The organism is Streptomyces sp. NPDC036813 (assembly GCF_055609245.1).
This window is the reverse complement of sequence record NZ_JBVJPV010000004.1, coordinates 50,451-75,825: the sequence shown is the minus strand read 5'-3', so window position 1 is coordinate 75,825 and position 25,375 is coordinate 50,451. Positions and strand designations below refer to the sequence as shown.

The window sequence follows — 25,375 nt, the reverse complement described above, 5'->3', positions numbered from 1 at the left end:
CCCTGCGCCGGTGTCCACGACCCCCTCCCCTCTCGACGGCCTGCGATTCGCCTTCGGCACGCTCACCGTCCTGCCGGTCACCGTCACCCGCTGGGACCGCGGAGCCGCGCGCGGCGGCATGCTGGCGGCACCCGTCGCCGGCCTCGTCGTCGGCGCCCTGGCCGCCGGCTGCGCGCTCGCGCTGCTGGCCCTGGGCGCGGGCGCGCCGCTCGCCTGCGTCGCCGGGGCCGCCGTACCCGCCGTACTGACCCGGGGACTGCATCTCGACGGGCTCGCCGACACCGCGGACGGGCTGGGCAGCGGCAAGCCCGCCGAGGACGCGCTGCGGATCATGAAGCAGTCGGACATCGGGCCGTTCGGTGTGCTGACCCTGGTCTTCGTGGTGCTCGCGCAGGTCGCGGCGCTCGCCCAGCTCTACGGCGGCTCATGGGGCCGGGGCGCCCTCGCCACCCTCGTCTCGGCGGCCACCGCCCGGCTGGCGCTGACGCTGGCGGCCCGTCCCGGCGTGCCGGCCGCCCGCCCCGAGGGGCTCGGTGCCGCCGTGGCGGGGGTCGTCCCGGCGGGCGGCGCGCTGCTCGCCACGGCACTGGTCACCGCTGCCGCCGCCGCGGGCGGTGCCCTCCTCGGCGCCTACGACGCGCTGCGCGCCGCCCTCGCCGTACTGCTCGCGCTCGCCGCCGCCGAACTCCTGCTGCGGCACTGTGTCCGCCGCTTCGGCGGGGTCACCGGTGACGTGTTCGGCGCGCTGGCGGAGACGGCGGGCACGGTCGCCCTGCTGGTGTTCTGCCTGGGTCGGTAATCTCTTCCGCCGTACACGGACAATGACCGATCGGGGGACCGTCATGCCCAAGCTGCGCCGTGCCGTGGCCTGGTTCATCGACTTCGCGCTCGTCGTCGCGGCGGCGTCGGCGCTCGCGGTGCTCACCTTCCACCGGATATCCGCGCTCGTCACCGACGTGCCCGAACTGGCCACCCGGGGCGGCCTGGACCTCGTGACCTCGCGCGGCGACGTGCTCGGCGCCTCCGAGCACCTCGGGTCGTCGCTGTGGCACAAGGTGGTGCTGTACGTGGAGCAGGCCTTCGCGGTGCTGGTGCTCGTCACGTTCGCCTACCAGTGGGCCTGCCTCGCCCTCCTCGGGCGCACCGTCGGCAAGGGGCTGCTCGGCCTGAGGGTGGCGCAGGCCGCCCCGCGCCGGGCCGCGCTGCGCGCCGCCGTCACCACGGCCGCCGACGTCGCCGTGTACGCGGTGGCCTGCGTGCTGCTGATCGAGGGCCACTTCGCGCTGTCGTTCCTGGTGTGGGCGCTCGCGGTGGTGCTGTTCCTGGTCAACGCGGTGCCGGTGTTCTTCCCCAGCCGCCGCTCGCTGGCCGACCGGATCGCGGGGACGGCGGTGACGGGCCTGGGTCTCAGCAGGGCCGGCGCCACGCCCCCAGCTCGTACTTCTTGAGCATCGAACTCAGCCCCAGGCGGTGCGAGGCCGCGCAGAACCGGCTCGTCGGCAGCTCGTACTCGACGTGGAAGACCGCCTTTCCGGCCCGCACGAACGGCGTCAGCCGCACGCACTCGCCGTACTGGGCGCACTGCTCGTTCACCGCGAAATCGAAGTCGCCCACCAGCTCCGGGATCTGGTCGAGGTCGTTCTTGAGACCGACGGCCAGGCCACGCTCGTGCGCCAGCCGTGCGATCAGCCGGTTGTAGCGGAGCTGGTCGGCGGCCGTGAGCGGGAAGCCGGTCACGTTGACGTAGCCGTCCATGTTGTCCGGCTCGACCGCGTCGAAGCCCTTGTCCCGGCACAGGTCGAGGCGGGCCGCCATCAACGGCTCCAGCGTGTCCGTACGGCGGATGTCGAGCCAGCGCTCACCGTCCCACCCGTTGCCCTTGCCGAGCACGGACGCGGGGAACTTCTCCGCGTCCGGCCGCCAGTCCTCCCAGGCGCCGGTCGACAGGTAGCAGACGACCTTGCGGCCCGCGCGGTGCAGCGCGGCCACGGTCTCCCGGGAGTGGTCGAAGCCGTCGATGTCGTACACCGGGACGTCGACGGAGGTGTCCAGACGGCCGCTGAGCTGCCACTGCCAGGGGGTGCCCGGCCGCGGCTGCCAGCGTGCCTGCCCGGACGGCGATCCGGAGGGCGATCCGGCCGGCGGTGCCGTCGGCCGCGGCTTGTCCGAGCGGTCGTCGGAGGCGGATGTGCAGCCCGCCACCAGCAGCGCCAGCAGGGCGACGACGAGCAGGATCGGGCGTTTCACCGGGCGGGCTCCAGGGTGTGCGGCAACGTACCCCAAGGATGATCCCCGCCGCCCGGCACCGCGCAATGCAGGCCGGCGCCGCGCGCCCGGGCCAGGACCGCGCAGTCGGCGCCGGACGGCACCGCGTGCACCAGGTGACAGGTCAGCGCGCCGTCCAGGAGCGGCTGCGCGGGCAGCGAGCGATACGACTCCCAGGCGCCCTCGAAGGTCACCAGGACGTCGGCGATCCGGGCGTAGGAGGGGTGCGGGAGGGTGCCGTGGTTGAGGACCAGCGTGCCGCAGCCGGCGCGCCACGCGGCGGCGGCCAGGCCGCGGTAGTGCACGAGGGCGTGCGGACCCGCGGACACCTGGTCGAGGAAGGCACCGTCCGCGCCGTACCAGTCGCGGTAGCGGGCGAGGTCCGCCGCCACCTCGTCGTGCGGCCGCAGCGCGTAACCGGTGTCGGCGTAGCCGAGCACCCGCACCCCGGCCGCCCGCAGCCGCGCGGCGACGTCGGCGAACGCCGGGTCGGGGGCGGTGCCGGGGCCGCTCGCCGGGTTGAGCACCACGCCGTACAGGCGGGGCGCGGCGGCGATGATCGCCTCCCATTCGGCGGGGCGGACCGACGGGTGCTCGTAGTACGGGACCAGCAGATCGGGCCTCGGGGCGGTGATCGGTGTGTCCATGGCTGTGTTCATGGGGGTGTTCATGGGTGTGTTCATCGGTGTGCGGTCGCCCTTCCCAGCAGGACGCAGACCAGGACCGCCTGCGCGGCTCCGGCCGTGCCGTACACGGCCACGGCGACCTGGTGCGGTCCCGCCGCGTGAGTGGCCAGGGCGAGGCTCTGCGCGAGGGCGGCCAGGCAGCACACGGCGACCGCGGTGTGCACCGCGCCGAACGACTGCAGCAGCAGGCCGGTCCACAGCACCACGCCCAGCAGGAGCAGGCCCGCCAGGCGCAGGCCGCTCGGTCCCGGGGAGTGCGGCCACAGCGCGGTGGTGGCCAGGGCCAGGGCGAACAGCACGGCGAGGTAGCCGGTGAGGCACTCGGCCACCGTGCGCGCGGTGCGCCGCCAGAACGCGCGCGGGCTGCTGGTGGACCGCAGCCCGGCCAGGCTGCCGCTGCGGAAGCGGTACAGCAGCCACTCGGCGGGCCCCATGCTCAAGGTGAGCGCGACCGCGGCGGGCGCGGCGATCGCGCTGTGCTCCTCCCCCGCGAGCACGTCACCGAGCGCGGCGTACAGCACCAGCACCCCGCTGCCCAGACCGAACAGCGCGTACGGCAGGGAGCCCGTCAGCCACAGCGGCGCACCGCGATCGCGGGCGGGGGCCGCGCCGAGGCCGCCGAAGGGCAGCAGCGCGGTCAGGCCCGCCGCCCAGCTCCCCTCGCCCAGATCCTTGACGGCCGGGGCGACCTCGCGCAGGGCGAGCAGCGCGACGGCGGCGAGCGAACCGAGGAGCAGGACCAGCCGGACCGGCCCGGGGAGCGGCGTGGCCAGGGACACCGCGGCGCCCGCGGCCATCGGCGCGAGCGCCGCCAGCAGGGCGCGTTCGCGGCCGAGGACCAGCAGGGTGGTGGCCGCGCCCAGGTAGCAGGACTGCCCGGCGGCGAAGGCCGGCGCGGCCGGGTGGCCGGTGCCCCCGACCGCGAGCGCGACCAGCGTGCCGAGCAGCGCGCCCACCGGGGCGCCCAGCAGCAGGGAGCGGCGCGCGGCCGAGGTGTCGCCGAGGCCGAGCCAGGAGTACGCCCGGTGGGCCAGGCCCTGGTTCCAGGTCCAGCCGGTCAGGGCGCCCGCGAGGAGGGTGAGCGTGCCCGCGGGCAGCCCGAGGCCGTCGCGGGGGCCGGCCAGGAGCGGACCGCCGAGCACGTAGGCGAAGCCGGGCAGGGCGAAGACCACACCGCGCAGCAGACAGCCGAGCAGGCCGGCCTGCCAGGGGTCGTGGGGTGGACCCTCCGGCTCGGGATGGCGGCGCTCGACGCGGTCGTACAGCTCCTCGGCGAGCGCGAAGGAGTTCTTCACGCCGTACCGCTCGCGTATCCGGTCGTCGGAGAGGCCGTCGGACTCCAGCAGGGCGGCTATCTCGTCCGGGTGGACGGCGGCCGCGATGAAGTCCTCCAGCCGTGTGGCGAGTTCGTCGACCGGGTCGGGCTCGGCCCACGCCGGGGTGGTGCGCTGGCGCGGCACGGCGGGCAGGGTCTGCGGGCGGGCGCCGGGCGGCAGCCAGACGGAGCCGCTCACCAGCCGGCTCCGTCCGTCGCGACGGCCGCGTACCAGGGGTCGCGCAGTTCGGCGGTCCAGTCGGCGACCGTCTCCACCGTCGGCTCGTACACCTCGGGCAGCCCGGCGAGTTCCTGGTAGATCGTGCGGAAGTTGTCCACCGAGCGTTTCAGGGTGAACCGGTCGATGACCCGCTGCCGGGCCAGCGCGCCCAGCTCAAGGCGCCGCCGGTCGTCCTTGAGCAGGGTCAGCGCGGCGGCGGCCATCTTCTCCGGCTCGCGCGGCGGGACGACGAGCCCGGTGTCCCCCACGGCCTCGCGCACGCCGCCTACGTCCGTGGAGACGGTCGTACGGCCGCAGGACATGGCCTCGATGATCGAGAAGGGGAAGCCCTCGGAGATGGAGGACAGCATGACGACATGGCCGGCCGCGTAGGCGCGCCACACCTCGCTGATACGGCCTTCGAAGGTGAGGCCGTCGGTGACGCCGAGTTCGGCAGCGAGCTTCTCCAGGCGGGTGCGGTAGGCCTCGCCGCCGGGCGGGACGGGGCCGAAGAGCCGCAGGCGGGTCTCGGGGAGCTCGGCGCGCACCAGGGCGTAGGCGCGCAGCAGGGTCTCCAGGTCCTTGATCGGGTCGATCCGGCCGCACCAGCTGAGCGTGGGGACGTCCGGCTCGGGTCCGGCGTGCGGGAAGGCGTGCGGGTCGACGCCGTTGTACACGGTCCGGATCCTGTGGACGTCGGCGCCGCCGCGCTCCTCCCAGCGGCGGTTGTACTGGTTGCACGGTGTGATCAGATCGGCCATCCGGTAGCCGTGTGAGTTCAGCTCACGGTAGAAGCCGAGCATGAACGCCTTCACCGGCCAGCGCTGGCTGTCGCTCCGGTACCCGAGGTAGCGCTCGCGCAGATAGATGCCGTGCTCGGTGAGCAGGAACGGCACGCCGTCCAGGGCCCGGGCGGCGACCGCCGGCAGGGTGGCCAGACCGCTGCTGACCGCGTGGGCGACGGAGTCCTCCGCAACCCGCACCCCGAGCGGGCGCAACGCGTGTTCCAGCAGGTCGGTCGCGGTGAGCGCGTCGTGCACGGTGGGCCGGGCGCGGGCCGTCGGCAGATGCGGCATCGTCCAGATCCACATCAGCGAGCGCAGCGCGCCCTCCGTGCGCAGTGCGGCCGGCAGCCGCCCGTCGCGGGCGAGGCGGGCCAGCTCGGTGAGGGCCTCGCCGAAGTCGCAACCCGCCTGCGGGTCGAGGAAGGAGAGCAGCAGTTGCTCGTAGGCGTCGGTGAAGCGGCGCCTGGCCCTGCCGTGGGGCGGGCTCTTGCGGCCGGGGCGCGGGCCCCAGGTGGGCACGGAGGTGTGCCGGTGGACGTTGGGCGGCAGTTCCCAGGTGACGGGCTCACGGCCGGTGCCGGTGAGGGATATCAGGTCGAACGACACCTCCGGCATGCCCTTGACGAGCTGGTCGCACCAAGTGCTGACCCCTCCGTGGACGTGCGGGTAGGTGCCTTCGGTGAGCATGGTGACGCGCATGGCTGCGCCGCTTCCCCCCTGTTGTGCGGATCTGTCGGGGGAACTGCGCCGGGCCCCGGCTGCGGGTCCGTTGTGGTTGCCCGCGCAGTTCCCCGCGCCCTTTCGGGGCGCTTCCCCCTACGGCAGTTTCAGAGTGACCGCGGACTGCAGCGGCTCCGGTGTGGTCCACGCCGAGCGCTCCCCCGCGTACGGCGTGCCGAAGGTGCCGGTGCCCAGGAGGAGTTGCTTCTTCGTGCCCTCCGGGACCGTCACCGGGATCTGGACCCCGGACGGTGCGGTGACCGTCACCGTGGTGCCGACGCGGTACGCCGTGACACGGTTGTTCGCGAGGGCCGACTGCCAGGCCGCGCGGCGCTGGAGTTCGGTGCCGATCGCGCTCTGGCGCGGGTTCTCCAGCGGCGTGTTGTCGGCGAACAGGGCCTTGTAGTCGGCGAGCACCCTGTCCAGCACCGGGTAGAGGATGCGGTCCTCGGCCAGGTTGGACTGGTGGGCGTAGTGCGGGCGCGGATCGTTCGAGATCGCGTGCCCGAGGTCGGTGCGCGCCTCCTGCGGGACGATCACGTCGTCGTAGCCGGTGGCGGTGTCCAGGGGGCCGGTCAGGCAGGTGGACGTGGGGTTGTTCTCGCAGATGCCGCTGCCGCCGTCGGTGCGGGAGGTGTAGATCCAGTTGTACTCGTCGGCCATCTCCGCCTTGGTGCCCACGTTGTAGTACACGTTCATCGGGTAGCGCGGCACGGTCAGGGCGGCGCCGACCGGGCGCTGCCCGGGCTCGCGCGAGTTGTCCGACGCGGTCCACTTCACGCCGTTGTCGGCGAGCGCGCCGGCCAGGTTGGGGTTGTCGGTGGGCTGCTGCGGAAGCGTCTTCAGGCCGGAGTGCTCGCCGGTGACCAGTTCCGTGCGGTCGAGGGGAAGGCCCTTGGTGACGGCCCAGTTGTAGTTGTTGCGGATCTCCGCGGAGATCCCCGAGCGGCTCATCCACTGCGTGGAGCCGTCGGCGTTCTTCGCGCAGCTCCACGGCACGGTGGTGGTGTCCTGGACGCAGCCGAGGTACTGGTGCGTGTAGGTGTGGTTGATCCAGCGGTACTGCGCCTTGTCGGCGAGCAGCCGGTCCGCGAGGGCGTCGGTGCCGCCGTGCTCGCTCTTCCACTCCTCGCCCGACCCGGCGTTGAACACCATGTCCAGGGTGAAGCCGTGCTCCCGCTGCCACTGCGCGGCGTAGGCGGCGTCGTCCGCCGTCATCCGGATCGGCACGGTGCCCGCCCCGTCGCCGCCGACGCAGTCGAAGTCACCGGGCGTGCAGTTGCGCGCGGCGTCCCAGCGGCTGTCCGGAGCGAAGACGTCGTCGACGTGCACGGCGAAGTAGTTGCGGGCCTGCCCCAGGTGCACGCCCTGGGTGAGCCACTCCACGATGCCCCGGGCGAGCAGCCGGAACTGCTGCTGGTAGCGGTTGTAGGCGAACGTCACGACCAGCTCGCGGCGGCCGTCGTGGGCGTACTCACCGACCAGGCTGCCGCGGCCGGTGGAGCCGGGGACCGCGGTGTCGACGTAGGAGGTGAAGCCGGCGCGGGGGCGGGCCACGTAGCCGTAACTCTCCTGGACGTAGGGCGAGTTGTCCTCGAAGGTGAACGCCCCGTCGAGGTAGCCGAACCAGCCGCCCTTGCCGGCCGCGGTGACCTGCGCTCCCTGCCCGTCGAGGGTGCCGGCCCAGCCGCCGTCGCTGGTGTAGTCCAGACCCACTTCGGGGTGCGCCCAGGTGTAGGCGTCGACCTGCGGGATCGCGTACGTCCTCTCGTACGCCTCCAGCGCGAGCTGCTCCGGCGAGGTCGCCGAGCCGAACGGGGCCTCGTCGGGCAGCACCACACCCTGGTAGCGGGCGCGGGGCGTGGAGCCGGTGGTGTCGGCGAGGAAGGCCGCGTCGATCACCGGACGGCTCACGGCGTTCAGGTCGACGGTGGTGTACGGGATGCCGGTGTTCGTCAGCTGGTCGGTGATGGCCGCGACGGGGCTGCTCCCGTCGTCCACGACCAGCACCTTCAGGTCGATGCGCGGCGTGACGGCCGCCGCCGCGCCGGGCACCGCGAGCCCGAGCGCCATCGTGGCCGCCGCCGTCACCAGGGCAGCCGTGGTTCTGCGCGCACTGTGCGCCATGTGGTCCTCTCCCCCCCAAGGAAACCCCCGCCCGTTGTGGCCGGTACGCGGAGGATCCGTGGAAATGATGCGAAGCGGTGAGGTCGGTGCTCACCGGAACCCGATGAGTGTGACTCAGGTCATCAGGTGCGAGGATCGGGAAATGGCCACGACGCCACCGACAGGTGAACGCTCGCAGGAGTGAGCGAACGGGGCCGCGAGCGTAGGCTCCCTCCAGGGTGTCCCGCCGGTTCGCCGCGCCGGTCGGGGACCCCCGGTGGGGACCGCCTCCCGGACCCGGATCTAGTGTCGGCCGTCGGGTCCGGTCGAACCCACACCACTCGGCCGCAGGAACTTCACATCGGAAGCGAGATATCACCACCGTGACTGCTCTCACTCTCAGCACCGCCGCGGCGTCCGGTCTGCGGGCCGACGCGATCGTGATCGGTGTCGCCAAGGGCACCCGATCCAAGTCCGGCGACCTGGTCGTCGCACCGGGCGCCGAGGCCGTGGACAAGCCCTACGACGGGCGGCTCGCCGCCGTCCTGGAGACCCTCGGGGCCTCCGGTGCCGAGGGCGAGGTGACCAAGCTGCCGGCGCCGGCCGGGTTCAAGGCTCCGCTCGTGATCGCGGTGGGCCTGGGCGCGGAGCCGGAGAAGGACGAGACGTACGACGCCGAGGCGCTGCGCCGGGCCGCCGGCGTGGCCGCCCGCACCCTGACCGGGGCGAAGAAGGCCGCGTTCGCGCTGCCGCTGACCGACGCCGCGGACGCCGGCGCCGTCGCGGAGGGCGTGCTGCTGGGCGCGTACTCCTTCGACGTCTACAAGCAGGAGGGCCGTCAGGCCAAGGACGGCGCCAAGGCCAGGAACGGCAAGGCGCCGCTCGCCGAGGCCGTGCTGCTCGGCGGCAAGCCGCGCGACGCCGCGTTCAAGGGCGCGCTGGCCCGGGCCACCGCGGTCGGCGAGGAGCTGAACCGGGCCCGCGACCTGATCAACACCCCGCCGAACGACCTCACCCCGCAGTCCTTCGCCGCGATCGCGCAGGCCGCGGCCAAGGAGCACGGCATCAAGGTGCAGGTGCTCGACGAGAAGGCGCTCACCAAGGGCGGCTACGGCGGCATCCTCGGCGTCGGCGGCGGCTCCGCGGCCGCTCCGCGCCTGGTGAAGCTGTCGTACACCAGCTCCAAGGCCAAGAAGCACCTCGCGTTCGTGGGCAAGGGCATCACCTACGACTCGGGCGGCATCTCGCTGAAGCCGGCCGGTCACAACGAGACGATGAAGTGCGACATGAGCGGTGCGGCGGCCGTGTTCGCCGCCGTCGTCGCCGCCGCGCGCCTGGGCCTGGAGGTCAACGTCACCGGCTGGCTGGCGCTGGCCGAGAACATGCCCTCCGGTTCCGCCGTGCGCCCCGGTGACGTGCTGCGCATGTACAGCGGCAAGACGGTCGAGGTGCTCAACACCGACGCCGAGGGCCGGCTGGTGCTGGGCGACGCCCTGTGGGCCGCGTCGGAGGAGAAGCCGGACGCGATCATCGACGTGGCGACCCTGACCGGCGCGATGATGCTGGCGCTCGGCAGCCGGACGTTCGGCGTGATGGCCAACGACGACGCGTTCCGCGCCGCGGTGCACGAGGCCGCGGAGGAGGTCGGCGAGCCGGCCTGGCCGATGCCGCTGCCGGAGCACCTGCGCAAGGGCATGGACTCCCAGGTCGCCGACATCGCGAACATGGGTGAGCGGATGGGCGGCGGCCTCGTCGCCGGTCTGTTCCTGCGCGAGTTCGTCGGCGAGGGCATCCCGTGGGCGCACCTCGACATCGCCGGCCCGGCGTTCAACGAGGGCGGGGCGTTCGGGTACACGCCGAAGGGCGGCACGGGTACGGCGGTGCGGACGCTGGTCCGGGTGGCCGAGCTGGCGGCGGCCGGGGATCTGGGCTGAACCTGTGATCCCGGGTGAACGTCGGACGGCGTTCGCCCACTGAAGGGGTCATGTCCGTCATATGGCGGCTTTCGGAGCGTGGGGGGCTGGTCGCGCAGTCCCTCGCGCCCCTTTCCCTTGGCATCCCTCCCCTTGGCTTCAAGGGGACGTGGGACGTCTCACACACCGGCCCGGCGTCTCGATCCCGTCCGACAAGTGCAAAGATGGAGCCCGGCAGGACAGGGCCCCTACCCGAGGGCCGAAGAACGAGCGGCCGGACACCAGCCGCCTGCCGGTCATCGACGACCGGCGTACGGCGCACATGCATGGAGGACGTGACGTGGCGAACGACGCCAGCACCGTTTTCGACCTAGTGATCCTCGGCGGTGGTAGCGGTGGTTACGCCGCGGCCCTGCGCGGGGCTCAGCTGGGCCTGGACGTCGCCCTGATCGAGAAGGACAAGGTCGGCGGTACCTGCCTGCACCGGGGTTGCATCCCCACCAAGGCCCTGCTGCACGCGGGCGAGATCGCCGACCAGGCGCGTGAGAGCGCCCAGTTCGGCGTCAAGGCCACCTTCGAGGGCATCGACATCGCGGGTGTCCACAAGTACAAGGACGAGGTGATCTCGGGCCTGTACAAGGGTCTGCAGGGCCTCGTCGCCTCCCGCAAGGTGACCTACATCGAGGGTGAGGGCCGTCTGTCGTCGGCCACCTCCGTCGACGTGAACGGTCAGCGCGTCCAGGGCCGCCACATCCTGCTCGCGACGGGCTCCGTGCCGAAGTCGCTGCCGGGCCTCGAGATCGACGGCAACCGGATCATCTCCTCCGACCACGCCCTCGTCCTGGACCGCGTGCCGAAGTCCGCGATCATCCTGGGCGGCGGCGTCATCGGCGTCGAGTTCGCCTCCGCGTGGAAGTCCTTCGGCTCCGACGTCACGATCATCGAGGGCATGAAGCACCTCGTCCCGGTCGAGGACGAGAACTCCTCCAAGCTGCTCGAGCGCGCCTTCCGCAAGCGCGGCATCAAGTTCAACCTGGGCACCTTCTTCCAGAAGGCCGAGTACACCCAGGACGGCGTCAAGGTCACCCTCGCCGACGGCAAGGAGTTCGAGGCCGAGGTCCTGCTGGTCGCGGTCGGCCGCGGGCCGGTCTCCCAGGGCCTGGGCTACGAGGAGGCCGGGGTCGCCATGGACCGCGGCTACGTCCTCGTCGACGAGTACATGCGCACCAACGTTCCGACCATCTCCGCCGTCGGTGACCTGGTCCCGACGCTGCAGCTCGCGCACGTCGGCTTCGCCGAGGGCATTCTGGTGGCGGAGCGGCTGGCCGGTCTGAAGACCGTCCCGATCGACTACGACGGTGTCCCGCGGGTGACGTACTGCCACCCGGAGGTCGCCTCCGTCGGCATCACCGAGGCCAAGGCCAAGGAGATCTACGGCGCGGACAAGGTCGTCGCTCTGAAGTACAGCCTGGCGGGCAACGGCAAGAGCAAGATCCTCAAGACCGCCGGCGAGATCAAGCTCGTCCAGGTCAAGGACGGTGCCGTGGTCGGCGTCCACATGGTCGGCGACCGCATGGGCGAGCAGGTCGGCGAGGCCCAGCTGATCTACAACTGGGAAGCGCTGCCGGCCGAGGTCGCCCAGCTCGTCCACGCCCACCCGACGCAGAACGAGGCGCTCGGCGAGGCCCACCTGGCGCTGGCCGGCAAGCCGCTGCACGCGCACGACTGATCAGCCCTCGGGCGCGACGACACAGACTTTCCGCAACTCGTAAGGAGCAACCGAAACCATGGCGGTTTCCGTAACCCTTCCGGCGCTCGGCGAGAGCGTCACCGAGGGCACCGTCACCCGTTGGCTGAAGGCCGAGGGTGAGCGCGTCGAGGCCGACGAGCCGCTGCTCGAGGTCTCCACCGACAAGGTCGACACCGAGATCCCCTCCCCCGCCGCGGGTGTCCTGGCCTCCATCAAGGTCGCCGAGGACGAGACGGTCGAGGTCGGCGCCGAGCTGGCCGTCATCGACGACGGCACCGGCGCCCCCGCTGCCGCTCCGGCCCCCGCCGCCGAGGAGGCTCCGGCTCCGGCCCCCGAGCCCGCCGCGGCCGCGCCGTCCACCGAGCAGGCCGCCCCGGCCCCGGCCCCGTCCGCCGAGGCCACCTCCGGCGCCTCCTCCGCACAGGGCACCGACGTGGTCCTCCCGGCGCTCGGCGAGTCCGTCACCGAGGGCACCGTCACCCGCTGGCTGAAGTCGGTCGGCGACTCCGTCGAGGCCGACGAGCCGCTGCTCGAGGTCTCCACGGACAAGGTCGACACCGAGATCCCGGCGCCCGCCTCCGGCGTGCTGCTGGAGATCGTGGTCGGCGAGGACGAGACCGCCGAGGTCGGCGCCAAGCTCGCCGTCATCGGCGAGGCGGGTGCCGCTCCGGCCGCCGCCCCGGCCCCGGCTCCGGCGCCCGCCGCCGAGGCCCCGGCCGCCCCCGCGGCCCCGGCCCAGCCGGCCGCCCCCGCCCCGGCCCCCGCCGCTCCGGCCGCGCCCGCCGCTGCCGCCCCGGCGCCGGCCCAGCCCGCCGCTCCGGCGCCCGCCCCGGCTCCGGCCGCCCCGGCTGCCGCGCCCACCGCGCCGACCGCCACCCAGGCGACCGACGAGGGCGCCTACGTGACCCCCCTGGTGCGCAAGCTCGCCGCCGAGAACGGCGTCGACCTGGCCACCGTCAAGGGCACCGGCGTCGGCGGCCGCATCCGCAAGCAGGACGTCGTGGCCGCCGCCGAGGCCGCCAAGGCTCCCGCCGCCGCCCCGGCCCCGGCCGCCGCTGCTCCGGCCGCCGCCAAGAAGGCCCCGGCGCTGGAGGTCTCCCCGCTGCGCGGCCAGACCGTGAAGATGCCGCGGATCCGCAAGGTCATCGGCGACAACATGGTCAAGGCCCTGCACGAGCAGGCCCAGCTGTCCTCCGTGGTCGAGGTCGACGTCACCAAGCTGATGCGGCTGCGCGCCCAGGCGAAGGACTCCTTCGCCGCGCGTGAGGGCGTCAAGCTCTCCCCGATGCCGTTCTTCGTCAAGGCCGCCGCGCAGGCGCTGAAGGCCCACCCGGTCATCAACGCCAAGATCAACGAGGCCGAGGGCACGATCACCTACTTCGACACCGAGAGCATCGGTATCGCGGTGGACTCCGAGAAGGGCCTGATGACCCCGGTCATCAAGCACGCCGGCGACCTCAACATCGCGGGCATCTCGAAGGCGACGGCGGAGCTGGCCGGCAAGGTCCGCGCCAACAAGATCACCCCGGACGAGCTGTCCGGTGCGACCTTCACCATCTCCAACACCGGTTCGCGCGGCGCGCTGTTCGACACGATCATCGTGCCGCCGGGCCAGGTCGCGATCCTCGGCATCGGTGCCACGGTCAAGCGTCCGGCCGTCATCGAGACCCCCGAGGGCACGGTCATCGGCGTCCGCGACATGGTCTACCTGACCCTGTCCTACGACCACCGCCTGGTGGACGGCGCCGACGCCGCGCGTTACCTGACCGCGGTCAAGGCGATCCTGGAGGCGGGCGAGTTCGAGGTCGAGCTCGGCCTGTAACCATCGCTCGGCGCAGCGGATCGAGTGCCCCCGCCCGGAATCTCCGGGCGGGGGCACCGACGTATGTGGCGACACGGAACGTAACGGGTATGCGGCACATGCGACCCCGTCAGGGGCGCGGGGAACTGTGCGAGCAACCACGAACGGTCCCCACCCGCCCGAACACGGACGGAACCGCGCTCCTGGGCACCCCGCCCGTCCCACGGCGTGTAACCCTGGTCTCACCTGCGCAAAGACACCCCCGCACGCCCTCCCCGCGGAGCGAACCCGCCGTATTGTCTACATGTCAGCCCTCCCTAAGGAGCTCTCATGACCGCGCCCGTCGTCCACTCGCTGCGCGAACAGATCCGCGAGCACATCGTGGAGGGAATCGTCAGCGGGCGCTGGCAGCCGGGCGAGCGGATCGTGGAGCGCCGTATCGCCACCGAACTGGAGGTCAGCCAGACCCCGGTCCGCGAGGCGCTGCGTGAGCTGGAGTCGCTGCGGCTGATCGAGTCCGCCCCGAACAAGGGCGTGCGGGTACGCAACCTGACGGCGGCCGACCTGGAGGAGAGCTACCCGGTGCGGGCCGGCCTGGAGGCCATCGCGGCCGAGCTGGCGGCGGAGAAGCTGGCCGTGGACTGCTCGGTGCTTCAGCCGCACGTCACGGCCCTGTACGCGGCCGACCGCAACGCCGACGGCACGGCCCAGGTGCGGCACACCGTGGGCTTCCACCGTGAGCTGGTCCGCGCGGCCGACAACTCCGTGCTGCTGCACACCTGGGAGGGCCTCGGGATCGAGGTCTTCACGGCCCTGTCGATCCGCTGGCTCGGCACGGTCCAGCAGTCGTACGCGGAGGAGCACGAGGAGCTGGTGCAGGCCTTCCAGCGCCGCGACCCCCGGATCGCGGAACTGGTGAAGGCCCACGTCCTGGGCTGCGCCCCGCGTCCGTAGGACTGCCGCCCACGTCCGGGCCGGCGGCGCTCCCGCCGCCTCTCCGCCCCGCGCGTTGGGTTGCTCCCCCTGCCTCGGCCCCGCCCCGCGCGTGGGGTTGCACCCCCTGTCTCCGTCACGCCCCCCTCCCGCACTGGGGTCACGCCCTCTTGGCCACGCCCCGCCGTGGAGGGCTCACGTCCCCCTTGGCTGCCCCGAGCCCAGGGGTTTTCGCCCCCGCCGCCCCTACCCTCCCCGTCCCCGGGGGCTCCGCCCCCGGGCCCCCGCCGCGCAGTTCCCCGCGCCCCTGGTCGCTACGGGGGTCCCGCCGCGAGGGCAGGCCGCCCGGAGCGCGGCGTCAGCGGACGCGGATCGCGGCCCCGCCGTGAAGGGCACACAGCGCGGACGGGCGCGGAACGCGCCCTGAAGGGGCGCGGGGAACTGCGCGACCAACCCCACACGACCCGCACCCACCAACACCCCCCGGCACACCCGCGGCGCGGACGCGCGGAACGCACCCTGAAGGGGCGCGGGGAACTGCGCGACCAACCCCACACGACCCGCACCCGCCGCCCCACCGCACCACCCGAGCTGCACCGCGCTCACCTGCACAAACACCTCCCCCGAGCAGTCACCCGGTGCCACCGCCGGAGGCACCCCGTGCCGACTTTCTCGTGATCAAGAGGTTTTCACCCTCAACCCTTTGATCGATCATCGATCACGGAGTTAGAGTCACCGACGGACTTCCACCGAAGTTCTTGAGCCCTGTCCTGCCAAAGACCTAGGGCACCCCTGAACCCTTCACTGTGAGGGAACCCCCTTCGACTGAGGAAGGCGGCGACATGACCGACCCCAACGCCATCCAGCCGAGCGAGCTCGACCAGCTCCCGGACCGCGACCCCGAGGAGACCGCCGAATGGCAGGCCTCCCTGGACGCCGTCGCCAAGGCGGCCGGGCCGCACCGGGCCGCGTACCTGATGCGGCGCACGCTGGAGCGCGCCGAGGGCGCCGGCATCGCCCTGCCGAAGCTCCTCGAGACGGACTACGTCAACACCATCCCCACCTCCGCGGAGCCGGGCCTGCCCGGTGACCCGGAGATGGAGGCCCGCATCACCGCGTGGAACCGCTGGAACGCGGCCGCCATGGTGACCCGCGGCTCCAAGCACGGCGTCGGCGGCCACATCGCCACCTTCGCCTCCGCGGCCTGGCTCTACGAGACCGGCTTCAACCACTTCTTCAAGGGCAAGGAGGGGGACGGCTCCGGCGACCAGCTGTACATCCAGGGCCACGCCTCTCCCGGCATCTACGCCCGCGCCTTCCTGGACGGCCGCCTGACCGAGGCCCACCTCGACAACTTCCGCCAGGAGGCCGCCGGCAACGGCCTGCCGTCCTACCCGCACCCGCGCCGCCTGCCCTGGCTGTGGGAGTTCCCGACCGTCTCCATGGGCCTCGGCCCGCTGTCGGCGATCTACCAGGCGCGCTTCAACCGCTACCTCACCAACCGCGGCATCAAGGACGTCTCCGCCTCGCACGTGTGGGCGTTCCTCGGCGACGGCGAGATGGACGAGCCGGAGTCGACGGCGGCCCTCGCGCTCGCCGCGCGTGAGGAGCTGGACAACCTCACCTTCGTCATCAACTGCAACCTGCAGCGCCTGGACGGCCCGGTCCGCGCGAACTTCAAGATCGTGCAGGAGCTGGAGGCCCAGTTCCGCGGCGCCGGCTGGAACGTCGTCAAGACGCTGTGGGGCACCGCGTGGGACGAGCTGTTCGCGCTCGACACCACCGGCGCGCTCGTACGCCGTCTGCGCCAGGTACCGGACGCGCAGATCCAGACGTACCAGACCCGCGACGCCGCCTACATCCGCCAGGACTTCTTCGGCGCCGACCCGGCGCTCGTCGAGATGGCGAAGCTGATCGGCGACGACAAGATCCTCGAGTGCTTCCACCTCTCGCGCGGCGGTCACGAGGCCCGCAAGGTCTACGCCGCGTACAAGGCCGCCGTCGAGCACAAGGGCGCGCCGACCGTGATCCTGGCCCAGACGGTCAAGGGCCACACCCTCGGCGAGGGCTTCGCGTCGAAGAACGCCAACCACCAGATGAAGAAGCTGACGGTGGACGAGTTCAAGGCGATGCGCGACCTGCTCGAGCTGCCGATCAAGGACAGCGACTTCGTCGACGGCGTGGTCCCCTACGGCCACCCGGGCGCCGACTCCCCCGAGGTCCGCTACCTCCAGGAGCGCCGCGCGGCGCTCGGCGGCCCGGCCCCGGCCCGTCGCACGCATGCGCTGGCCCCGCTGCCGGCCCCGGCCGAGAAGGCGTTCGCCGCCTTCGACAAGGGCTCCGGCTCGCAGAGCGTGGCGACCACGATGGCGTTCGTCCGCCTGGTCAAGGACCTGGTGCGCGACAAGGAGACCGGCAAGCGCTGGGTGCCGATCGTCCCCGACGAGGCGCGCACCTTCGGCATGGAGTCGCTCTTCCCGTCCCTCGGCATCTACTCGCCCAAGGGCCAGACGTACGAGCCGGTCGACCGCGACCAGCTGATGTACTACAAGGAAGCCAAGAACGGCCAGATCCTCAACGAGGGGATCACCGAGGCCGGCTCCATGGCCGACTTCATCGCCGCTTCGTCGTCGTACGCGACGCACGGCGAGGCGATGATCCCGTTCTACATCTTCTACTCGATGTTCGGCTGGCAGCGCACGGCCGACCAGATGTGGCAGCTCGGCGACCAGCTCGGCCGCGGCTTCCTCGTCGGCGCCACGGCGGGCCGCACCACGCTGACCGGTGAGGGTCTGCAGCACGCCGACGGCCACTCGCCGGTGATCGCCGCGACCAACCCGGCCGCGCTCAGCTACGACCCCGCGTTCGCCTACGAGATCGCGGTGATCGTGCGCGAGGGTCTGCGCCGGATGTACGGCGAGGCTAAGCCGGGCGAGGACCAGAACGTCTTCTACTACCTGACGGTCTACAACGAGCCGATGCCGCAGCCGGCGAAGCCGCAGGGTCTCGGCATCGACGAGGGCATCGTCAAGGGCCTGTACCGCTTCAACACGGCGGAGTCCGCGGGCGTCACCGTCCCGGCGAACGCCCCGCGCATCCAGCTGCTGGGCTCCGGTACGGCGATCCACTGGGCGCTGAAGGCGCAGCAGTTGCTCGCCGAGGAGTGGGGCGTGGCCGCCGACGTGTGGTCCGCGACCTCCTGGACGGAGCTGCGCCGGGACGCGCTGGAGGCCGACGCGGCCCTCCTGCGCGGCGAGGAGCGGGTGCCGTTCGTCCGTCAGGCGCTGCAGGGCGCCGAGGGCCCGGTGCTGGCCGTCTCCGACTACATGCGCCAGGTCCCGGACCAGATCGCGCAGTGGGTGGAGCAGGACTGGTCCTCGCTGGGCGCCGACGGCTTCGGTCTGTCGGACACCCGTGAGGCCGCCCGCCGCCACTTCGGCGTCGACGCGGAGTCGATCGTCGTCGCGGCGCTGGCCCAGCTCGCCGGCCGCGGCGAGGTCAAGGCCGCGTCGGTGAAGGAAGCCCGCGAGAAGTACGGCCTGTAATCACCCAGGTCCCGACGAAGGGGTACGGCGTCCGCCGTGCCCCTTCGTTGTCGGTGGGCCCCGGCATGATGGCCGTATGCGTGCTGCCCGGCTGATCAAGATGGTGCTCCTCCTGCAGTCCCGGCCCTCGATGACCGCCGCCGAACTGGCGCGGGAGCTGGATGTGTCGGAGCGGACCGTCACACGGGACGCGCAGGCGCTGAGCGAGGCGGGCGTCCCGGTGTACGCGGACCGGGGCCGGGCCGGCGGCTACCGGCTGATCGGCGGGTACCGCACGCGGCTGACGGGGCTGGCCCGCGGCGAGGCCGAGGCGCTGTTCCTGTCCGGGGTGCCGGGGGCACTGCGGGAGATGGGGCTGGAGGACGCCGCCTCCGCAGCCCGGCTGAAGGTGTCCGCCGCGCTGCTGCCGTCGCTGCGCGACGCCTCCCGTACGGCGGCGCAGCGGTTCCATCTGGACGCGCCGGCCTGGTTCCGGGAACCGCAGACGCCTCCGCTGCTGCCGGCGGTCGCGGAGGCGGTGTGGGACGACCGCCGGGTCACGGCCCGCTACCGGCGGGGCGAGCGCGAGGTGGAGCGGGTGCTGGAGCCGTACGGGCTGGTCCTGAAGGCGGGGGTCTGGTACCTGTGCGCCCGGGTGCCCGAGGACGGGGCGTACCGCACGTACCGTATCGACCGGTTCTCCGCCGTCGCGGCCGGCGACGAGCGCTTCGCGCGGGACGAGGACTTCGACCTGCCCGCCTTCTGGGCGGAGCACTCCGAGCGGTTCGCCCGCTCGCTGCTGCGCACCGAGGTCGTGGTACGGCTGTCCCCCGAGGGTGTGCGGGGTCTTCGATGGGCCGTCGACGCGGTGTCCGCTCGGGAGGCGCTGGCGTCGGCCGGGGAGCCGGACGGCGAGGGCCGGGTGACGGTGACGCTGCCCGTGGAGTCCGAAGAGGTCGCACACACCCAACTGAGGGCACTCGGGGCGGAGGCGGAGGTGCTGGCCCCGGCGGGCCTGCGCGCACGGTTCGCCGAGGAGGCGGCACGGCTGGCGCGGCTGTACAGCGGCGCAGGTGACGCGGCGAGCGCCCGGCCGTGACGAACCGGCGCACTCCGCGTGCGCCCCCGTCCGCGACGCAGGATGCTGGAGCCGTGATGGACGAGACGGAGTTCTGGGAGCTGATCGACGCCACTCGCGAGGCCGCCGAGGGCGACCCCGAGGAACAGGCGGACCTGCTCGTCGAGCGGCTGCTCCAGCAGGACCCCGAGGCGGTCCTCGACTTCGCCCGTCACTTCGAGGCCCGCTACAACCGCGCCTACCGCTGGGACCTGTGGGGGGCCGCCTGGGTGCTGCTGGACGGCGCCAGCGACGACGCCTTCGACTTCTTCCGCTGCTGGCTGATCGGCCAGGGCAGGGAGGTGTTCGAGGGCGCCCTGCACGATCCGGACGCGCTCGCGGACCTGCTGGACGACTTCGACGAGGAGATCGACGGCGACGGCGAGGAGCTGGGCTACGCCGCCGACGAGGCCTACGAACAGCTCACCGGCACGGTCGCCCCCGACCTGGGCATTCCACCGGCGCCCTCGGAACCGGCGGGCACACCGGTCGACTTCGAGGACGAGGGCGTACTGGCGGAGCGCTACCCGAAGCTCTGGTACCGCTTCCGCGAGTGAGCCGGGCCGCCGCTCGCTGCCGGCCGCCTCCTCACCGGGCCGGCCGGCCTTGCAGTGCCGCGGCGCGCTGCCGTATCTCCGGCAGCCGGGCGATCAGTGCGGCACCCGGGCAGGTGGTCTCGTAGGCGTCGCGATGGGCGGCGACCACCGGAAGGGCTGCGGAGGCCCCGCGAGGGAAACGGCTGCCGCTGTTGCTCGAGGTGAGACGGGCGGAGCCGCGCGGGTCGACGTCGGCCGGCCCGAGCTTCCAGGCGACCAGGGCCGCGATGGCGTCGGTCATGGCGCGCGGCACCGGCGTGCTCCCGGTGAAGGTGCCGATGGCGGCGATGCCGGCGGTGCGGTGGTTGAAGCCCTGGGTGTGGGCGCCGGTGACCGGGCGGTCGACGCCGCCGGCGCGGCCCTCGTAGATGGTGCCGCAGCGGTCGACGAGGAAGTTGTAGCCGATGTCGTCCCAGTCGCGGCCGCCGGTCTGGCCGGTGTAGACGTCCCGGATGATGCGGGGCGTGTCGGCGCAGTCGTAGGTGCTGGGGGTGTCGGTGTGGTGGACGAAGACGGCGACGACCTGGTCGTCGTAGCGTGGGGGCGGCTGTCCGCCGCGGACAGCGGCGCCGAGCCAGGCCGCGCGGGGCACGATCCGCGGCTGGGGCGCGGTGTGCGGCGCGGGGTGGGCGGCCTGCGGCCGGGAGGCGGGACGCGGGGCGGTGACGGCACGCTCCACGCCGGTCGCGCACAGCACCAGGGCGACGACGGCGGCCACGCCCGGCAGGCAGGCGGCCGCGGCGAGGGCGGGGCCGGCTATCCGGGGGCGGACGCCGCGGGCGGCGGTCCGGGCACCGCTGCGGGCCCGGACGGCTTCGCGCGCTCTTCGCACGACACGCATGGGTCCCACTGTGGGCGCGCCGCGGCCGGTCCGCGATGTGTGGTGTGCCACCTGGTGGAACCATCGTCCTGGTCCGGGGCGTTTTCCGGGGTACGGCGGCGGTGACCGGTTCGATGGACGGCTGATCATCCGGCCCTTGGCGCGCGTACCCAGGGGTGCCCTTGGCCCGCACGTCCAGGGGCGAGAGAGAGGCGGCTTCGTGGACCTGCTCGACATCGTGCTGCTGCTGGTGATCCTGGCGTACGCGGGCTCCGGCTACCGGCGCGGCCTGGTGGCCGGGTGCGTCTCGCTGGCCGGGTTCGTGGGCGGCGCGGTGGTGGGCGTCTGGGTGCTGCCGTGGATGATGCGTCTGGTGTCGCCGGGGACGACCGCGGCGACGGTCGTTGCGGTGTTCACGGTGCTGGTGCCGGCCGTGGTGGGGCACGAGCTGGCGGGGCGGCTCGCGCTGCGGCTGCGGCGGGAGCTGGACCGGGGCCCGCTGCGGGTGGCAGACGGCGTCGGCGGGGCGGCGGCCAACGCGCTCGCCGTGCTGCTCGTGGCATGGGTCGCGGCGAGCGTCCTCGGCGTGACCTCCACTCCTGTGGTGACGAGTGCGATACGCGACTCGCGGCTGCTCGGCGCGGTGCAGGACGTCATGCCGGACACCACGCCGGCGTGGTTCTCGCGGGCCACGTCCGCGCTCACCCAGGCGGGCTTCCCGCAGGTGTTCAACCCGTTCGAGAACGAGTCGACGGCCGAGGTGCCCCGGCCCACCGGGGACAGCGTCACGGCGGCAGCCACGGACGCGGCCAAGCTGAGCACGGTGAAGATCGAGGGTGCCGCGGGCACCCAGGGCCGCGAGGGCAGCGGCTTCGTGTACGCGCCGCGGCATGTGATGACCAACGCTCATGTGGTGGCGGGTATCGACCACCCGGGCGTACGGGTGGGCGGCGTCGGCCGGACGTACGACGCGCGGGTGGTGCTGTTCGACCCGGACCGGGACGTGGCGGTGCTGTACGTGCCGGATCTGAAGGCGCCCGTGCTGCGTTTCGACGACGGCGCCCGGCGCGGCGACCGGGCGGTGGTGGCGGGCTATCCGCAGGACGGCGACCTCGATCTCCAGGCCGCGACGGTCGCCGGCCGGGTCCGTGCGACGGGCCAGAACATCTACAACGACGCCGGCGTGACCCGCGAGATCTACTCGATCCGCTCGACGGTACGCCCGGGCAACTCCGGCGGCCCGCTGCTGACCACCGACGGCCGGGTGTTCGGTGTGGTCTTCGCCCGCTCCACCTCGGACGACGAGACGGGCTACGTCCTGACGGCGGCCGAGGTGGCCGAGGACGCCCGGCAGGCGGCGAACGCGACGGAGGCGGTGGACACGGGCGACCTGGTCACGTCGTAGCCCCGGGGGGCGTCAGACCAGCCGCCTGCCCATCATCACGTCGTCGACGTACGCGCCGTCCAGGTAGAACTCCTCCGGCTGTACGCCCTCGACGACGAAGCCCTCCGACTCGTACAGGGCGCGTGCCACCGTGTTGTGCCCGAGGACGCGCAGGGTGATCCGCCGGAACCCCTTGGCGCCGGCCTCCGCCACGGCCGCCCGCAGCAGGGCCCGCCCGACGCCCTTGCCGCGCGCCTCCTCTGCGACGGCGAGGCCGCGGACGTAGCGCACGTGCGCGTTCGAGGGGAGCGGGGTGGGCGTGCCGAGGCGGAGGTATCCGACGACGCGGCCGTCGATCTCGGCGACCAGATGGGCTTCGGGCCCGGCGTCCTCCGGGAAGAAGGGAGCGCCCGGCGCGGGCGGCCCCGACACGGCGTGCAGGGGGGACCACACGGCACGGTCCAGCCGGCGCAGTGCATCCTCGTCCTCGGCTCGGGCGGTACGTATGAACGACGGGTTCGACTCGGGCATGCCGGTCACCCTACGGGGACGGGGACACGCGTCTCACCGCGGTTTTACGCGGGCGCCGGAGAGGATGTGGGTCATGCACCCTGCACGCATCGCGGTGGCCGGCGCGTCCGGCCTCATCGGCAGCGCCCTGGCCCGTTCCCTGACCGCCGAGGGGCACCGGGTGGTCCGTCTGGTGCGCCGCGACCCCGCCGGCCCGGACGAGGTCCGCTGGGACCCGGAGCGCTCGTACGTGGACGGCGGCGCGCTGGAGGGCTGCGACGCCGTGGTCAACTTCGCCGGGGCCGGGATCGGCGACCGCCGCTGGAGCGCGGCGTACAAGGCGCGGATCCGTTCCAGCCGGGTCGAGGGCACCCGGACGCTCGCCCGGACCCTGGCGTCCCTGGACAGGCCGCCGCGGGTGTTCGTGAACGGCAGCGCGATCGGCATCTACGGCGACACGGGCGGGAGGGCGGTGGACGAGGACGCGCCGCCCGGCACCGGCTTCCTGCCCGAGCTGTGCGTGGAGTGGGAGGCGGCCACGGAACCGGCGCGCGCGGCCGGGGTGCGCACGGTGCTGCCGCGCACCGGCCTGGTGGTGTCGAGGTCGGGCGGCGCGTGGGGCCGTCTCTTCCCGCTGTTCCGGGCGGGGCTCGGCGGCAGGCTGGGCGACGGCCGGCAGTACTGGTCGTACATCGCGCTGCACGACGAGGTCGCCGCGATCCGTCATCTGATGGACCGCGCGGACCTGTCGGGCCCCTTCAACCTCACCGCCCCCGAGCCCCTGACCAACGGTGAGATCACCGAGGCCATGGCCCGCGTCCTGAACCGCCCGGCCCTGCTGCCCGTCCCGGCGTCCGCCCTGCGCCTGGCCCTCGGCGAGATGGCGGGCGACGTCCTGGGCAGTCAGCGGGTCCTCCCCGCGCGGCTGCTGCGGTCGGGCTTCACGTTCGCCTTCCCGGGCATCGAGGACGCGATCCGCGCGGCGTGAGACAGAACCAGGGACGGATGTGACCGTATGCGACCGGCGTGCGCCCGTGCCCTGTCCATGCGCGACTGTCCCTGACCGATCACCGTCCTAACCTCGACCCGAACTCGGGTATCCGGGACGCCCGTTGGGGGCATGACGTCTCCACCGGCCGCGCAACCTCGAGGAGGGGCACGTGCTTGAGCCCGCGTACCAGGCAGACGTCGTCGTCGTGGGAGCCGGGGTTGCCGGACTCTCGGCAGCGCATCGGCTGACCAGCGCAGGAATCACCACCGCGGTACTGGAGGCCGCCCCCTGTGTGGGCGGCCGCATGGCGACGGAGAAGGTCGACGGCTTCCGGCTCGACCGCGTCGGCCAGCTGCTGTCCACCGCGTATCCAGAACTACGCCTGACCCCGGGGCTGGACGCGCTGGCCGTGCGTCCCTTCGCCCCCGGCGTCCTGCTGCACAGCGACGGCCGGCATCACCACGCGGGTGCCACCGCGGCCGGCAGGGGCGCACGGAGCACCGGGGGCGCACGCGGCGCACTTCACGTAGTGCGCGCCCTGGCGAGTGCGCCCCGTACGGCCGGCGCGCCCCGGGCACGCGCGAGTGCCCCGCTGGGCACCCCGGTCGACCAGGCCCGGCTGGTCCCGGCCCTGACCCGGCTGGCCAACCTGCCGATCGAGGAGGTCCTCGCCCGCCCGGAGACGGAGGCCGGCCGGTCCCTCACCGCGCGCGGTCTGCCCGCCCGCACCGTGGAGGGCTTCCTGCGTCCGCTGCTGGCCGCCCTGCTGTGCGACCCGGAGCTGACCACGTCCAGCCGCTGCGCCGACCTGGCCCTGCGCGCGTTCGCGGCGGGCCGGCTGTGCCTGCCGGAGGGCGGCGCGGACGTTCTGCCGGAGCTGCTGGCCCGCAGCCTGCCGCCGGGCACCGTGCACACCGGGGTCCGCGTCACGTCGGTCGCCACGACCTCCGTGACGACCGCCGAACACGGCGTGTTCCGCTGCCGCGCGGTCCTGGTCGCCACCGACGCCCGCACCGCCGCCGAGCTGCTGCCGGGACTGCGGGTGCCCTCCTTCCACCCGGTGACGGTCGTCCACCACACGACGGACGACCCGCCGGGCACGGACACCTCCCTGCTGCTGGACGCCGACCGCGGCGGCCCGGTCGCCCATACGGCGGTGATCAGCCGCGTCGACCCGACCCGTGCCCCCGCGGGCCGCGCGCTGATCTCCTCCACCGTCCTCGGCGCCCCGCCCGCCGACGTGGACACGGCCGTCCGCCTCCACCTGGCCCGCCTCTACGGCACGTCGACGGCCCGCTGGGAGACCCTGGCCGTCCACCACACGCCGGAGGCGGTCCCGGCGATGCGTCCCCCGCACGACCTGCGCAAGCCGGTACGGCTCCTCGCCGGCCTCTACGTCTGCGGCGACCACCGCGACACGAGCACGGTCCAGGGAGCCCTCCACTCGTCCCACCGAGCCACGACGGCCCTCCTGACAGACCTGGGCCTGACCGGCTCCCTCCACCGGGCGGACCCCACGAGCACGATGCCACGGGCGGCGTAAAGGACCGGCAGCGACGACGGCCGGCACCCGCGTACGGCGGGAAGGGGCCGGGGTGGGGGGTGTCCGCCCGCAGCGGCCGGCACCGGCGGACGGTGCCGGCGTCGGAAACGGGCGGCCGGACCGAGGACGGACACCCCCCGCCCCGGCCCCGACTCAGAGTCGGCCGCAGGCGCGACCGCAACCGGCCACCGGCCGGAAACGGGCCGCCGCAGGCGAAAGGGGCGCGGGGAACGGCGCGACCAGCCACAACGCACCCGCAGCCGAAACACAACCAGGCGCCGCAGGCAACGGCGGCCAGCCACAACGCACCCGCAGCCGAAACACAACCAGGCGCCGCAGGCAACGGCGACCAGCCACCACACACCCGCACACGACAACGCACCCGGCCGCAGGCAT

The 25,375-nt window shown here is 73.3% G+C and carries 19 protein-coding genes; 12 read left to right on the top strand and 7 right to left on the bottom strand.

What is annotated here, in order from left to right; all coding sequences use genetic code 11:
• Positions 1–10 precede the first annotated feature (10 nt).
• Positions 11–799, top strand: coding sequence for an adenosylcobinamide-GDP ribazoletransferase (locus ACZ67Q_RS10365; RefSeq protein WP_471179137.1), 789 nt, complete (start codon positions 11–13; stop codon positions 797–799).
• Positions 800–842: 43 nt separating this feature from the next.
• The gene (locus tag ACZ67Q_RS10360; protein WP_471179134.1) at positions 843–1,448 is read left to right on the top strand and encodes an RDD family protein; all 606 of its coding nucleotides are present in this window, start codon (positions 843–845) and stop codon (positions 1,446–1,448) included.
• Here ACZ67Q_RS10360 and ACZ67Q_RS10355 read toward each other — a convergent pair.
• The 5 genes from ACZ67Q_RS10355 to ACZ67Q_RS10335 form a co-directional block, all read right to left on the bottom strand.
• Positions 1,408–2,247: an endo alpha-1,4 polygalactosaminidase gene (locus tag ACZ67Q_RS10355; protein ID WP_471179132.1), complete on the bottom strand. Its 840-nt coding sequence runs from the start codon at positions 2,245–2,247 to the stop codon at positions 1,408–1,410. The genes ACZ67Q_RS10360 and ACZ67Q_RS10355 overlap by 41 nt on opposite strands.
• Positions 2,244–2,924 carry a spherulation-specific family 4 protein gene (locus ACZ67Q_RS10350; protein ID WP_471179130.1) on the bottom strand — a complete coding sequence of 227 codons (681 nt, stop codon included), beginning with the start codon at positions 2,922–2,924 and terminating at the stop codon, positions 2,244–2,246. The genes ACZ67Q_RS10355 and ACZ67Q_RS10350 overlap by 4 nt, the downstream gene beginning before the upstream one ends.
• Positions 2,925–2,944: 20 nt before the next feature.
• Positions 2,945–4,465, bottom strand: coding sequence for a hypothetical protein (locus ACZ67Q_RS10345; RefSeq protein WP_471179127.1), 1,521 nt, complete (start codon positions 4,463–4,465; stop codon positions 2,945–2,947).
• Entirely contained in the window at positions 4,462–5,970 is a 1,509-nt protein-coding gene (gene pelF, locus ACZ67Q_RS10340; RefSeq protein WP_471179125.1) for a GT4 family glycosyltransferase PelF, read from the bottom strand. The genes ACZ67Q_RS10345 and pelF overlap by 4 nt, the downstream gene beginning before the upstream one ends.
• Before the next feature lie 117 nt (positions 5,971–6,087).
• Complete coding sequence (locus ACZ67Q_RS10335) at positions 6,088–8,118, bottom strand: hypothetical protein (RefSeq protein ID WP_471179123.1); 2,031 nt, start codon at positions 8,116–8,118, stop codon at positions 6,088–6,090.
• A 362-nt stretch (positions 8,119–8,480) separates the two neighbouring features.
• Between ACZ67Q_RS10335 and ACZ67Q_RS10330 the strand changes: the two genes are divergently transcribed.
• The 7 genes from ACZ67Q_RS10330 to ACZ67Q_RS10300 all read left to right on the top strand — a co-directional run bounded on the left by ACZ67Q_RS10330 (position 8,481) and on the right by ACZ67Q_RS10300 (position 19,692).
• Positions 8,481–10,031, top strand: coding sequence for a leucyl aminopeptidase (locus ACZ67Q_RS10330; RefSeq protein WP_471179120.1), 1,551 nt, complete (start codon positions 8,481–8,483; stop codon positions 10,029–10,031).
• A gap of 319 nt (positions 10,032–10,350) precedes the next feature.
• Entirely contained in the window at positions 10,351–11,739 is a 1,389-nt protein-coding gene (lpdA, locus tag ACZ67Q_RS10325) for a dihydrolipoyl dehydrogenase (RefSeq protein WP_471179118.1), read from the top strand.
• Between the two features lie 58 nt (positions 11,740–11,797).
• Positions 11,798–13,582, top strand: coding sequence for a 2-oxoglutarate dehydrogenase, E2 component, dihydrolipoamide succinyltransferase (gene sucB / locus ACZ67Q_RS10320; protein WP_471179115.1), 1,785 nt, complete (start codon positions 11,798–11,800; stop codon positions 13,580–13,582).
• 309 nt (positions 13,583–13,891) lie between these two features.
• Positions 13,892–14,515, top strand: a complete 624-nt coding sequence (locus tag ACZ67Q_RS10315; RefSeq protein ID WP_471179113.1) for a GntR family transcriptional regulator — start codon at positions 13,892–13,894, stop codon at positions 14,513–14,515.
• 821 nt (positions 14,516–15,336) lie between these two features.
• On the top strand, positions 15,337–18,039 hold the full coding sequence (aceE, locus tag ACZ67Q_RS10310; protein ID WP_471179110.1) for a pyruvate dehydrogenase (acetyl-transferring), homodimeric type: 2,703 nt from the start codon (positions 15,337–15,339) through the stop codon (positions 18,037–18,039).
• A gap of 76 nt (positions 18,040–18,115) precedes the next feature.
• Positions 18,116–19,117, top strand: a complete 1,002-nt coding sequence (locus ACZ67Q_RS10305; protein ID WP_471179108.1) for a helix-turn-helix transcriptional regulator — start codon at positions 18,116–18,118, stop codon at positions 19,115–19,117.
• Between the two features lie 56 nt (positions 19,118–19,173).
• Positions 19,174–19,692 (top strand): DUF4240 domain-containing protein, encoded by a 519-nt coding sequence (locus ACZ67Q_RS10300; protein WP_471179106.1) that lies wholly within the window; start codon positions 19,174–19,176, stop codon positions 19,690–19,692.
• 31 nt (positions 19,693–19,723) lie between these two features.
• Here the strand turns inward: ACZ67Q_RS10300 and ACZ67Q_RS10295 are convergent, their stop codons facing one another.
• Complete coding sequence (locus tag ACZ67Q_RS10295; RefSeq protein WP_471180083.1) at positions 19,724–20,563, bottom strand: peptidoglycan recognition protein family protein; 840 nt, start codon at positions 20,561–20,563, stop codon at positions 19,724–19,726.
• Positions 20,564–20,771: 208 nt separating this feature from the next.
• Between ACZ67Q_RS10295 and ACZ67Q_RS10290 the strand changes: the two genes are divergently transcribed.
• Complete coding sequence (locus ACZ67Q_RS10290) at positions 20,772–21,956, top strand: MarP family serine protease (RefSeq protein WP_471179104.1); 1,185 nt, start codon at positions 20,772–20,774, stop codon at positions 21,954–21,956.
• 12 nt (positions 21,957–21,968) lie between these two features.
• Here the strand turns inward: ACZ67Q_RS10290 and ACZ67Q_RS10285 are convergent, their stop codons facing one another.
• Positions 21,969–22,466 (bottom strand): GNAT family N-acetyltransferase, encoded by a 498-nt coding sequence (locus tag ACZ67Q_RS10285; protein ID WP_471179101.1) that lies wholly within the window; start codon positions 22,464–22,466, stop codon positions 21,969–21,971.
• Between the two features lie 73 nt (positions 22,467–22,539).
• On the opposite strand from ACZ67Q_RS10285, the gene ACZ67Q_RS10280 reads away from it, so the two are divergent.
• The gene (locus ACZ67Q_RS10280) at positions 22,540–23,433 is read left to right on the top strand and encodes a TIGR01777 family oxidoreductase (RefSeq protein WP_471179098.1); all 894 of its coding nucleotides are present in this window, start codon (positions 22,540–22,542) and stop codon (positions 23,431–23,433) included.
• Between the two features lie 172 nt (positions 23,434–23,605).
• Entirely contained in the window at positions 23,606–24,979 is a 1,374-nt protein-coding gene (locus tag ACZ67Q_RS10275) for an NAD(P)/FAD-dependent oxidoreductase (RefSeq protein ID WP_471179096.1), read from the top strand.
• The last annotated feature ends 396 nt before the right edge of the window (positions 24,980–25,375 follow it).

Coding starts and splice junctions, on each gene's coding strand:
- ACZ67Q_RS10360 (WP_471179134.1), top strand. CDS start 843: ATGCCCAAGCTGCGCCGTGCCGTGGCCTGGTTCATCGACTTCGCGCTC.
- ACZ67Q_RS10350 (WP_471179130.1), bottom strand. CDS start 2,924: ATGAACACAGCCATGGACACACCGATCACCGCCCCGAGGCCCGATCTG.
- pelF (WP_471179125.1), bottom strand. CDS start 5,970: ATGCGCGTCACCATGCTCACCGAAGGCACCTACCCGCACGTCCACGGA.
- ACZ67Q_RS10335 (WP_471179123.1), bottom strand. CDS start 8,118: ATGGCGCACAGTGCGCGCAGAACCACGGCTGCCCTGGTGACGGCGGCG.
- sucB (WP_471179115.1), top strand. CDS start 11,798: ATGGCGGTTTCCGTAACCCTTCCGGCGCTCGGCGAGAGCGTCACCGAG.
- ACZ67Q_RS10315 (WP_471179113.1), top strand. CDS start 13,892: ATGACCGCGCCCGTCGTCCACTCGCTGCGCGAACAGATCCGCGAGCAC.
- aceE (WP_471179110.1), top strand. CDS start 15,337: ATGACCGACCCCAACGCCATCCAGCCGAGCGAGCTCGACCAGCTCCCG.
- ACZ67Q_RS10305 (WP_471179108.1), top strand. CDS start 18,116: ATGCGTGCTGCCCGGCTGATCAAGATGGTGCTCCTCCTGCAGTCCCGG.
- ACZ67Q_RS10300 (WP_471179106.1), top strand. CDS start 19,174: ATGGACGAGACGGAGTTCTGGGAGCTGATCGACGCCACTCGCGAGGCC.
- ACZ67Q_RS10285 (WP_471179101.1), bottom strand. CDS start 22,466: ATGCCCGAGTCGAACCCGTCGTTCATACGTACCGCCCGAGCCGAGGAC.
- ACZ67Q_RS10280 (WP_471179098.1), top strand. CDS start 22,540: ATGCACCCTGCACGCATCGCGGTGGCCGGCGCGTCCGGCCTCATCGGC.